Genomic DNA, 11,726 nt, shown 5'->3' with positions numbered 1-11,726 from the left:
ACTGGTTGTTGGCTGTGATTGGCAGTTGAATGTCGTTTGTCTCTTGTCCTGTTGGGCTAAACGTACGGAATCTCACCGTATCCCCTGCTTCTACAGGTCCAAAATCGGGAGTCACAAAGTAGCCAAGTTCCGTCAGGTTCTTCGCTGGAGGAGTTGGATCAACTGGACCCGGATCTGGGTTAGTACCGCCACCACTGAAACTGATGTCACTACAGTTGTAGAAACCTTCACCGCCTGGATCTTTGCGCTGCCAGCGGGTGTAAAGTACTGCGTCACCTGTTCTTCCTGCCGGAATTTTCACTGTGAGTCGGTATTTCTTATCCGGTCCAAGCACCACGTTGTCATTCCTGACCAGTCGATCGAGATCTGACCATGTTAACGGTGCATCACCTGTGTAAGCGGCGTTGGATATGTACACTTCCCAGTACGATGGATCATGAGGTGTCGAAGCGTTAAAGACTAACTCAAACTCATTGTTCGCATCCAATTGAAGGGCTGTCTTTTGCCAATGTGGTGAGGCTACATCCAGCCCGGCTTTTGAGCTAGCGCCAGCGGAACATAAGCTGCCATCTGCGATTACGGCTCTTACATGTGCCATGTCTTCATAATTGGCAACGTTCGCAGCAATTTCGTTTCTTTGTACGAACGGGAATGCACCCGAAACATCGTAAGCTGCCTGACAAGCTTGGTTAGGGATAGCGTTATCCCAAAATCCACCGTCTAGGTAACAGGTGTTTTGTCTCGCGCTTGGGTATTCTACCCAGCCATGCGCATTCGCCAAACCTGGCAATAAAACCTGCGATAGCCCTGCCAAAGCGACAGAGCATAGTGCTAGTTTTTTCATTGTTTCTCTCCGTTTTATTTTCCTGAACATGTCCACGGTGGCGAAAATGGCTGAGCCAAAATAACCGCGAACTCATTCAGGTTAACAAAGGAGAAAAAGAGAGGAGTCGAATGCAAGTTTATAAATGCAAAGGATTTGTTAAAACGATAAAGTGATTCCATAATCAACTTTACACAATGCAACTGCATTTATTGATTTGCGCCTGATTTCAAACCTCAGATCAGTTGTAAATTGCCTCACTAATCCGGGTACCCAATTGCCGTATCGCGTGCTCAATTTGAGCATCCCACTCAAATGAACAATTCAGCCGAATATGATGTGCATAGTGCTTATCTGAGCTGAAAAGAATACCAGGCGCAATCCCGATATTGTCTTCGAGAAGTTGGGTATATACCGATTCCGCATTTACACACTCCGGCATTTCAACCCATACGAAATACCCCCCTTTTGGAGACGTCACCTTTACCTCCTCAGGCAGGTAAGCCCTCAGCCCCTTCAGAAAGTCCTGCTGACGCTGTTTAAGAGTTTTGCGAAGTTTGCGCAAGTGCGTATCGTAACCTCCAGACTGGAGATAATCAGCAATACCTAACTGAGTTGGCATACTGGCAGAAAGCGTCGACATCAGCTGTGCACGCTGCAACTGCTTGGCGTACTGTCGGTTTACAACCCAACCCACTCGGTAGCCAGGGGCAAGGCATTTGGAAAAAGACCCACAATGCAAAACCGAATGCTGACTGTCAAAGGCTTTGGCCGGCTGGGGTTTTGTGTCATCGAAGTATAGTTCCGAATACACATCATCTTCGATCAGAGGAACATCGTGGCTACACAACAACTTAACCAGCTTTTGCTTTTTCTCTTTTGGAACAGTGTGCCCCAGCGGATTCTGAAAATTCGTCATAAACCAGCATGCCTTGATTGGCAAAGTGCTCAGCGCCTGATCCAACATTTCTAAGTCGATACCTGACTTCGGGCAACTGGGAATTTCAACCACTTTGAGTTTCAGGCGCTCAATCGCCTGCAATGCGCCATAGAAGGTTGGTGACTCTACCGCGACCAAATCACCTGGGTTAGTGACAACCTGCAAGCTCAGGTTCAGTGCTTCCATTGCCCCGGAAGTTACAACAATATCGTCGGGCAATACGTGAATGCCTTCGAGATTGTATCGCTGAGCTATGCATCGTCTTAAACTGTCGTTGCCGGGAGGAAGGTTATTCACCGTGGACTTTGGCGCCATTTTACGCCCGCTGCTCGCCATGCATCGCGTCAGTACTTTGAAGGGGAACAACTCTGGGTCTGGAAACGCGCTGCTTAATGGGATCGCATCGTTTTTCCGAGTTTGCTGCAAAACATCAAAAAGCACGTCATTGATGTTCACCGTATCTGTCTGGCTGAGTGATTCTCGGGTACTTGGCAGCGAAGGCTCTGGCGGTTTTGGTGCGACGTAATACCCCGACTGCGGGCGAGCCGTAACCCAGCCCTGGCTTTCGAGCAACTGATAAGATTGCATCACGGTGGCAATACTGAACCCTGAAGTTCGGCACGTTGCCCTGACGGATGGCAGTTTGTCTCCTGCCCTCCAGACGCCATTTTCGATTTGCGATTTGATGTCCTGAGCCAATTGTTCGTATCTGGTCATTCCGTGAGCCTTTGCTTGTTCGGTGCTTCGAACAGTATCTTGTTATTATGCTTTTTTTCAGAAGCTCGAATAGTAGTCTTTCCGCGACGATTTTTCATGGCATCAGCCTCGTGCAGCGTCCATTTTTGTGAAGATGAGCACCGAATGACCCCCCTTAAAGATAAGGCTCGCCGTTGTCACAATCTTGCGGTATCTTGAGGAGTAGAAATACCCAACCTCACGGTTGATTGCGGACAAAATCAATTCATATTCAAAGTGGTATCATAGGAATGGAATTCAGGCACCAATTTATTGACGTCTCCCCCTATCAACGCGTTTTTGTCATTGGTGACATCCATGGCAAGCTTGACCATTTAAAACACACACTCGATGCCATTGAATTCGATTCATCGAATGATCTTCTTATTTCCGTCGGCGACCTGATAGACCGTGGCCCTCAGTCTATTGAAACTCTGGAGTTTTATTACCAGACACCCTGGTTCCTTTCAATCTCTGGAAATCATGAGCTTATGATGTCTAACGCCCTTTCTGTCTGGGATCTGGAAGATAAGACTAGCGAACAGAGACGCCTGATTGAAGTGTGGTGTAAAAACGGTGGAGATTGGGCGTTAACTCAGCCAAGAGCGACGCTTGAGAAGTTGGTAAACATCGTTAACCAAATGCCCTGTGCCATCACTTGTGCGCTGCCTGATGGTCGTAAGGTGGGAATCAGTCATGCTCAGCCACACTCGCTTGTGTGGGAGGAAATGCAGAACTGGCAAGGAGATATGATGGACAACCCACGATGGATTTGGGGTCGAACAAGAATCCAGGGGCAGCCTTCTGAGCCAGTATCCGGCGTTGACTTCACCATTCATGGGCACACTCGGAGCGACAAAGTTGTGCGAATAGCAAACAGCTATTTTATCGATACCGCATCACGCAATGACTACACTGGCGAATTCACACTACTGGAACTCTATTCCGGCGAGTTTTACTCAGCGTTAACCTTAACCGAATGGGAAAATTTGTAAGACTCCCAGCATTTTTTGACAAAAAGCTCACATTTCATACTGATCAGTTCGATTTCATGTCATATGCTCGTTTTATATCCAAGTTAACAAAGTAACTTCATGGGTATAAAACTTAGAATAACGATGCTCGAAGGAATGAACATGAGAACACTTTTCGCTTTGCTGGCGTGTGCAATGGCTTTTCAGGTAACCGCTAAACCCAACATCAACGATATGCAGCAGTGTCAGGCACTGCTGGATTTTCTAGAGAAAAAACTAGCAACACCCCCGACCCAATATCCTAAAGAACAGGTGCAAACTGCCAAACTTGGCTTAGAAGAATACGACGCCTTTATCCAAACAGAGATCGTTACTCCCGGTTTACTGGCATTTAATGGTGGAGACAAAGGCAAAGCCGACGCCATGCAGCAACAAGTCGATGCTTTCAAGTCAACCGTTGTTTCCGCTCTGGATAAACGCTACCCCAGTCAAAAACTGGTTATGGACCACGTTATCTCTCTTAACGAATGCACCAAAAAAGCGGTGCCTTCAGGGGAAGAACTGGACGATCTCAAGCGTTCGATGGAAGCCCTGATTGCTTTGGTCAGGACTCAGTAACATCATGACCAGAAAAGTCTTTTGGGATGATCCATATCTCACTACCCACTCCACCACGGTGCATTCGGTTTCCGGCTCAGATATTGAGCTGGAATCGACGATCTTTTATGCCGAAGCAGGCGGACAGGAAAGCGATGAAGGCTCCATTGGCGACTATCAGGTAAAGAAAGCCACTAAAAATGGTAAGCAGATTACTTACACTTTGGAAGACAGTCATAACCTACAGGTTGGCGATCACGTAGAAGTGAAAATCGACTGGTCTCGTCGATATCAGTTGATGAGGCTGCATTTTGCTGCGGAAGTTGTGCTGGAGCTTTTTTATAAGCAGTTAGCCGGGATTGAAAAGACGGGCGCACACATTGCTGCCCACAAAGCGAGAGTCGATTTTCACTATCCAGACGGAATACGCGAAACCATTCCTCTGGTTCAGGAAAAAGGACAGGCTCTGATCAATCAGGGGCTTCCTATTATTTCCGCTTTTTCGGATGAAAACGCAGAGAGGCGCTATTGGAAAGTCGAAGGATTTTCTCAGGTTCCCTGTGGAGGCACTCACCTGAAAACCACCGACGAAGTGGGTACGCTCAGGTTAAAACGAAAAAACCTAGGAAAAGGCAAAGAACGGGTAGAAATTTTTGTAGAAGATGCCTATACCCAAGTGACCTAAAGATGCAGGATTCAGAGCCTCATATTCTGTTCCAGTTCAAGGAAAAGAACGCAGCGGAATGACCCGTCCTTTCCAAGTTCTTTAACGATGAAATGGGACAGAATATGGGCTCCCAAGGGCGAGTTTAACTGGCTTCCATACGGCGTTACCGATTTTTGATTTAGACCCACTAGATCTTCAAATCGGTGTCTTGTCTGAAAGCCAGTTAATTCTCGCTGAACCGAGCACCTTGAGGTTACTTGGGTATAGAGTCCGTTATCTACAGCACCAGAACCGTCGCGTTATCGATGAAATCCCAGTCCAAATCAACACCAAGCCCTGCCGATTCAGGAAGTGTCGCATAGCCATTCTGAATCGGAAGAGGCTGCTTTAAACCAAATGAAAAAGTATGTGTCGGGAAAAGCAATTCGGCATAAGTGGTGTTATTGATGGCAGCTGCCACATGCAAATTCACCATTTCTAACGGATGAAAAATAGTGGTGTGCAGCTCGCAATTCATATGGAATGCGTCTGCCAGATGCGCTGTTTTCAATACACCAGTGATACCGCCCGACCAGGACACATCCGCTCTCACGGCATCGAAGACCTCGCTACTTATCGCTTCTGCCACCGAATATGGGTGATGCGGTAACACCTCCGCTCCCACAATGGGTATCGATACTTTGGATTTCAATTTCTTCAGTGCACTGAATGATTCATCTGGCAATGGTTCTTCCAGCCAGAGATAGTTAAGTTCTTCAATGGCTTGTGCAAATTGAATGGTCTCGCTCAGTCGGTATGGCGCAACCGGATCAGACATCAAAGCAAACTCTTCCCCGACCGCTTGCCTGACTGCACGATGAATCTCGATATCTTCTTCTACCTGTTTACCGGGAGGATGAATTTTATAACCGCAGAAACCCGCGTTTTTCACCGCAAGTGCTTCTGCCTCATAGGCTTCGGCATCGGGCAAAACCAAAGAAGATGTATAAACCGGAACCCGATTTCGCAACCCACCGATGTAACGCCACAAAGGTTGCCCCGCGTGCATAGCACCAAGGAGCCACAAGCAACAGTCGAATGGTCCGAAACTGTACATAGGCAAGTGATGCCACCAGCGATTAGCAACCCGAAACTCCTGCCAGATCTTTTCTCTGTCTAAGGCATGTTTACCAATCAATAAGGATGGCATACAGGATGCAGCCAAATGACCAGAGCCCACCGCCGACTTACCTGCAAAGCCGAACATAGAGGCACTGAGACCACACTCAGTAGTAAGCGTAACAACCAGAAAGTCGATAACGCTTTGTGTTTCAGATGCATTGACAGAGTGTGATTTTAGGCTGCTTGCCCCCATATCGGTTGATGTCTGACAGCAGCGTATTTCTACGTTTTTGATGATCATATTGAAAAAACCGCTACTTATAGGTGATTAGGCATTCAGCATGACCCAGTGCTTCTGATTTGGTTTTGTTGCCGCATGCCACCGCAATCACCAGATCCGTAATCTCATCGGATACCGAATCCAAAGTGGAACCTTGCAGTACTTTACCGGCGTTGATGTCCATATCACCTGACATCCGCGCGTAGGTTTCTGGATTGGCACACACCTTAATCACCGGAGAAATCGCACTTCCGACCACCGAACCGCGCCCGGTTGTGAACAGGACAACATGTGCACCGCAAGCGATAAGCTCCGTAATTTCTGCATTGTCCGCAATATTCGGAAAACCAAACCTCACTTCCCCGTCGGGCACTACATCCATAAGCCATAACCCGTTTTTATTGGGAAGTTCGGCAGGTTTGATGATGCCTTCAATTGGGCGAGAACCGCTCTTTGAATACGCGCCGAGTGATTTTTCTTCGATGGTGGTTAGCCCTCCGTCAGCATTACCCGGAGCAAAACTGGCGAACCCGAGCACGCTGTAATATTCAGCGGCCTTGTTGACCGATTCGACCAAAGCTTCTGATATTTCCGGCGTTGCCCCTCGCTGGCTCATATGCGATTCACAACCAATCAGCTCGCCCGTTTCTTCGAAGATGCAAGTCGCGCCCATATCCACTAACTGGTCGAAACTTAAACCCACTGCCGGGTTAGCAGAAATACCCGATGTGCCATCAGAGCCACCGCAAATTGTCGCCACAGAGAGTTCACTTATGTCCATCGGCACTTTGGTTTGCTCATTCAGCGTTTCCAACGCACCCGACACCCACTTAATACCAAGATCAATGGCATTTTGCGTGCCTCCGACTTCCTGAATACCAATGGTTCTGGAAGGGCGACCACTGTTTTTCACCATGGTGTCCAGCTTTTCGCGGTTCATGCTTTCGCAGCCGAGAGAAACAAACAGCACTGCACCCACATTCGGGTGGGTAGCCAGCCCAGATAAAACCCGTTCTGCATGCTCATTCGGGTAGCAACCCGGAAAACCCACTTCATGGACCAAACCCGGTGCAGACGTTTCAAAATGACGAACAATTTTGCTTACTACGAAGTGGCTACACTCCACTAAGTAAGCCACCATCACCTGATTACGGATCCCTTTGCGACCATCGCTTCGAAGGTAACCCTGAAGTTGAACACGTGGTTTGGATTCAGCCATGTGTATGTCCTCCTCGTTGGTGAGACGGAATATACCGGCTGTGCAGATTGTGAGTGTGAACCATTTCGCCTGCCTCTACATCCGACATACATTCGCCAATAGGCACGCCGTACTTGATGATCAGAGTGCCCTTTTTTAACGCAAAGCGAGCCAGCTTAAATCCAACCGGTGTGGGCTGTTGAACCACCACGCTCTCATCGCCAACCGACACTTGCTCATAAGGAGCGAGTTCTCGGCAGGCAATGAGTACGTTGTCCTCCGCTTTTAACAGAATCACAGACGCCATCAGAACTTTCCGTACTGCAAATACGCTTCTTGCGCATCCATGCCGTCGAGAATCGCGGTTCTGACCTTGTTCTCGACCTTGGAAGCATCGTAAGCCGCCTGCGCGATGTGTTGTGCTTTGTCTCTCGGGATGATGATGGCTCCATCGTCGTCCGCCAGAAGGTAGTCGCCAGCATGAATAGAAACGCCTCCGATCTGGATAGGTACGTCGAACCCTTTAGGCTTCCAGTACCCGACAATATCTTCTGGCGTGTAGAACCGATGCCAGAGCTGAAAACCGATTCTGCGAATAAAGCCTGTGTCTCTGGCTCCGCCATCCACGACACACCCCAGCACACCTTTGTGTTGCAGCGTTTCGGCAGACAACTCGCCCATATGCGCAACTTTGTTGTCGTTAGGTTGACAAACCCAGATATGTCCGGGTTTGGCTTTTGACAGCAGCCCAGTCCACTCCAGCAGGCTTTGATGCCCGTCCAGAGTTTCATCCACTTCCCCTTCAATGGTGAAGATGGGGCCAGCCAGAGTTTTGTCCATGAGGAGCGGTCTGATTTCGCGAGGTAACACGTAGTTACTTAACCCGAGATCGCGCATTACATCGTTCACCACGCCGGTGTAGCATTTCTGCAGGAGCTGCGTAATGGCATCCAGCTCGATTGTTGATTGAGTCATGATGATTCCTTTAAAGCAGCGACTGCTCGGTTTCCTTGTCAAATAAATGAATGCGATCCAGCCCGATAGCGAACTCCAGCCTTTCGCCGTTTCGCACATCTCTGGGGCTCAGCATTTTGGACTGCACTTCTTTCTGACCTATCTGAATAAACAGGATGGTTTCCGTACCCTGCGGCTCGGAAATGATGACGCTTTCGTGGAAAGAAGAACTTTGCACGCCGTTTTCCATGCCGTGTCCAACGGGATACAGATCATCTGGTCGAATGCCCACTACTACTTTCTGTTCATGTCGGACTTTGCCACGGAAGCGATCCGGCAATTCAATCTCGTGAGCACCTTCAAGATGCAGAATCCAGCCACCGTCTTGTTCGTAGGCGATAGCGTCGATCATGTTCATTGGCGGGCTGCCAATGAATGAGGCAACGAACATGTTGACGGGCGAATGGAAGATCTCCATTGGCGAGCCCACCTGCTCGATATAGCCGTCTCGCATCACCACTACACGGTCTGCCAAGGTCATGGCTTCAACCTGATCGTGTGTTACGTACACCACGGTAGTCTGCACGGTTTGATGCAGTTTCTTGATTTCCGTACGCATCTGTACCCGTAATTTGGCATCCAGATTTGAGAGAGGCTCATCGAACAGGAAAACATCCGGCGTTCTCACAATGGCGCGCCCCATTGCCACACGCTGACGCTGACCACCAGATAGTTCGGCAGGCATTCGGTCCATCAGGCTATCCAATCCTAGGATCTGAGCCGCGTTGTCGACGCGTGTTTTGATTTCGGCATCGTCAATACCTGAAATCTTCAACCCAAAACCCAGGTTTTCCTCTACCGTCATATGCGGATAGAGGGCGTAGCTCTGGAACACCATGGAGATGTTTCTGTCCCTTGGCGGCAAGTCATTCACCACTCGATCACCAATGGTCACATCACCGCTGGTAATGCCCTCCAACCCCGCAATGATTCGCAATGTGGTGGACTTTCCGCAACCAGAAGGACCGACTAACACCACAAATTCGTTGTGTGCGATGTCCAGGTCGACACCGTGCACCACTTCGATTTTGCCGTAACGTTTTACAACTTTGCTTAGCTTTACATCAGCCATAGATGTCTATCCTTTTACACCACCAAATGTCAGCCCTGAAATCAGGTGCTTCTGTACTAAAAACGTCAGTATTAACGCCGGAATAATGATGATTACCGCCATGGCACACATGCCAGCCCAGTCAATGGTAAATTGAGCGGTAAAATCCATTAGCCCTACAGGAAGCGTTTTACTGTCTGTCGAGCGGGTTAACTGGCTTGCCAGTGCGTATTCGTTCCAGGAAGTCAGGAATGCGAATATTCCGGCAGACGCCAGCCCGGAGCGAGCAAGAGGAAATTCAATTTTCCAGAATGCCTGCCAGCGGGTACATCCATCCACTTGTGCCGCTTCAGATAAATCCTTGGGGATCTGGCGGAAGAATCCATCTATCAACCAGATGGTGAACGGTACGTTAAGCGCAACGTAAACCAAGATCACCCCAAACTGAGTGTCTATCCAACCGAGCTTACTCCATAAGATGAACACGGGAAGGCTAAGGGCAATTCCCGGAATGGTGCGCGACAGCATCAAACCAAGAAACAGCGCGTCTTTCCCTTTGAATCGATATCTCGCAAACGCGTACCCACCTGCTATCCCGATTAAAATCGCAATCGCGGTACTGGTTACCGAGATAATCAGTGAGTTCATAAAATAGCTGCCCACGGGTATCGCAATTTGCTCTGCGCCCATGCCGAATATCGACATAAAGTTAGAGAGCCCGATTTCCTCCGGCATCCATACTGGTGGTTTGGCAAGAATTTCTGAATTGGGTCGAAAGGCAGAAAAGATCACCCAAACACCCGGAATGCACATCAAAGAGATAAGGACGAACACGCCTACTCGTATCGCGATGTTTTGCATTCTGACTTTCATTGAAGCAGCGATCATTGCGCACCTCCCATGTAGCGGCGTGCCGCAACCAACTTACGGAAGAAGTAAAAGGTAAAGAAAATCGACAGCAAGATAGACACATACGCCATGGCATTGGCCTGTCCCATTTTGGCGTTGTCGTACCCTACCCGAGCGATCAGCGTCCAGAGTAACTCGGTTCGCCCTGCGGGACCGCCCCCCGTCATCACGTCTACGATGTCGAATGCTCTTGCGACATCCAGAGAACGGATAGTCATGGCAATGAACACAAACGGCATCAGAAATGGCAAGGTAATGTGCCTGAACACCTGTAGCGGCGTGCAACCATCCACTTTTGCTGCCTCGATTGGGTCTTGCGGCATCGCGTAAAGACCTGCCAGTAGTAAAATGGCAAACACGCTGGTACTCATCCAGATCTCCGCCACCATAATGGACATCATGGCGAGCGTTCCGTCCACCAACCAGGGGATAGCCTGATCAGTCAGCCCAAGGGTTTGCAGTAAGTTATTGAGAATTCCTATGTTGTCGTTGAACACGTATTTGAACTGGAAGCCCACCAAGATAGGAGAAAACATCATTGGGAACATCATCACTGTTCGTAACAGGCGTTTTCCTTTGGTTATCTGATTCACCAGTAGGGCAATCACTAACCCTAGAACCAGCTCGACATTAAGCACAATGGTCAGGAAAAAGACCGTTCTGGCAAACACCCACCAAAAGTCAGCATCAGAAAAGATTCGGGTGTAGTTCCTGACCCCGATAAACTTCCACAGTGTTTCCGGGCGAATAATTTTGTATGGCGTAAAACTTGTGTACAGCGAGAAAATCAACGGCAGTAACACCACCACCAGAATGGTGATGATTGCTGGCAAAAGCAGCATATACGGAACCGATTCTTCTCTGTGAACAAAACGCCGAAGTGCACGAATCATACTTATCCCTGTATTCGTTAAACCTCTAAAAAGTTAAGGGTGGGTTGCCCCACCCGTCTCGATTACAAGTAACCCGCATCCTCCATCACTTCACGCGCATCTTCAGCGGCGTCGTCAAGCGCTTGTTTGATGGTTTTCTCACCGACAATGGCCGCCTGTAGTTGTGGCCAGATTTGGTTCGATACTTCGATCCACTCTGGGATCAGAGGCGGAGTGAACGCATCGTCTGCCATCGACTCTTGATAGGTCTTAAACACTTTCACCATAAAGTCGTTCTTCAAAGCACGGTTAGCTTCGATGATGTCTTGCCATACACGAGTACGAGTCGGCAATAATCCGCGACGCGCTTCCAGAATCTGACCTTCATAGCTGGTTAGGAAGGTAATAAACGAAGCTGCCGCTTGTTTGTTTTCGCACGCTTCAGTAACTGAGAAGGTATGAGAACCCGACCAGCCCGTGCGCTTGCCGCTTGAGCCGACAGGTGCTTTCACTAAGCCGATATCACCAGCGATTTTGGAGTTTTTCGGGTCGTTGAAAAACGCAG

The 11,726-nt window shown here is 48.8% G+C and carries 13 protein-coding genes; 3 read left to right on the top strand and 10 right to left on the bottom strand.

Going from position 1 to position 11,726, the window contains the following annotated elements; translation table 11 throughout:
- Positions 1–844 (bottom strand): lytic polysaccharide monooxygenase auxiliary activity family 9 protein (locus tag RH89_RS06370; protein WP_004400380.1); only part of this gene is annotated, 844 nt, incomplete at its 3' end.
- 220 nt (positions 845–1,064) lie between these two features.
- Entirely contained in the window at positions 1,065–2,480 is a 1,416-nt protein-coding gene (locus RH89_RS06365) for an aminotransferase-like domain-containing protein (RefSeq protein ID WP_004400378.1), read from the bottom strand.
- A 269-nt stretch (positions 2,481–2,749) separates the two neighbouring features.
- Here RH89_RS06365 and RH89_RS06360 point away from each other — a divergent pair, with 269 nt between their 5' ends.
- The 3 genes from RH89_RS06360 to RH89_RS06350 all read left to right on the top strand — a co-directional run bounded on the left by RH89_RS06360 (position 2,750) and on the right by RH89_RS06350 (position 4,754).
- Entirely contained in the window at positions 2,750–3,493 is a 744-nt protein-coding gene (locus tag RH89_RS06360; protein WP_004400376.1) for a metallophosphoesterase, read from the top strand.
- 141 nt (positions 3,494–3,634) lie between these two features.
- Complete coding sequence (locus tag RH89_RS06355; protein WP_004400375.1) at positions 3,635–4,090, top strand: hypothetical protein; 456 nt, start codon at positions 3,635–3,637, stop codon at positions 4,088–4,090.
- Positions 4,091–4,094: 4 nt separating this feature from the next.
- Positions 4,095–4,754 carry an alanine--tRNA ligase-related protein gene (locus RH89_RS06350; protein ID WP_004400374.1) on the top strand — a complete coding sequence of 220 codons (660 nt, stop codon included), beginning with the start codon at positions 4,095–4,097 and terminating at the stop codon, positions 4,752–4,754.
- Between the two features lie 259 nt (positions 4,755–5,013).
- On the opposite strand, the gene RH89_RS06345 is transcribed toward RH89_RS06350, so the two are convergent.
- From RH89_RS06345 to RH89_RS06310, 8 genes are all read right to left on the bottom strand, one after another.
- Positions 5,014–6,138 carry an enolase C-terminal domain-like protein gene (locus RH89_RS06345; protein ID WP_004400373.1) on the bottom strand — a complete coding sequence of 375 codons (1,125 nt, stop codon included), beginning with the start codon at positions 6,136–6,138 and terminating at the stop codon, positions 5,014–5,016.
- 13 nt (positions 6,139–6,151) lie between these two features.
- On the bottom strand, positions 6,152–7,336 hold the full coding sequence (locus tag RH89_RS06340) for a UxaA family hydrolase (RefSeq protein WP_004400372.1): 1,185 nt from the start codon (positions 7,334–7,336) through the stop codon (positions 6,152–6,154).
- The gene (locus RH89_RS06335) at positions 7,329–7,622 is read right to left on the bottom strand and encodes a UxaA family hydrolase (RefSeq protein WP_004400371.1); all 294 of its coding nucleotides are present in this window, start codon (positions 7,620–7,622) and stop codon (positions 7,329–7,331) included. The genes RH89_RS06340 and RH89_RS06335 overlap by 8 nt, the downstream gene beginning before the upstream one ends.
- Positions 7,622–8,290: an RraA family protein gene (locus RH89_RS06330; protein ID WP_004400370.1), complete on the bottom strand. Its 669-nt coding sequence runs from the start codon at positions 8,288–8,290 to the stop codon at positions 7,622–7,624. Before RH89_RS06330 ends, RH89_RS06335 begins: the two co-directional genes overlap by 1 nt.
- Positions 8,291–8,300: 10 nt before the next feature.
- Positions 8,301–9,401 (bottom strand): ABC transporter ATP-binding protein, encoded by a 1,101-nt coding sequence (locus tag RH89_RS06325; RefSeq protein ID WP_004400369.1) that lies wholly within the window; start codon positions 9,399–9,401, stop codon positions 8,301–8,303.
- A 6-nt stretch (positions 9,402–9,407) separates the two neighbouring features.
- The gene (locus RH89_RS06320; protein WP_004400368.1) at positions 9,408–10,268 is read right to left on the bottom strand and encodes a carbohydrate ABC transporter permease; all 861 of its coding nucleotides are present in this window, start codon (positions 10,266–10,268) and stop codon (positions 9,408–9,410) included.
- Entirely contained in the window at positions 10,265–11,182 is a 918-nt protein-coding gene (locus RH89_RS06315) for a carbohydrate ABC transporter permease (RefSeq protein ID WP_004400367.1), read from the bottom strand. Before RH89_RS06315 ends, RH89_RS06320 begins: the two co-directional genes overlap by 4 nt.
- Before the next feature lie 62 nt (positions 11,183–11,244).
- A partial coding sequence (locus RH89_RS06310; protein WP_004400366.1) for a type 2 periplasmic-binding domain-containing protein occupies positions 11,245–11,726 on the bottom strand: 482 nt, incomplete at its 5' end.

The sequence above is a fragment of the Vibrio nigripulchritudo ATCC 27043 genome (genome assembly GCF_000222685.1).
GTDB lineage: Bacteria > Pseudomonadota > Gammaproteobacteria > Enterobacterales > Vibrionaceae > Vibrio > Vibrio nigripulchritudo.
Note: the sequence above shows the minus strand (reverse complement) of the source record. Positions and strands in the feature narration are given on the sequence as shown.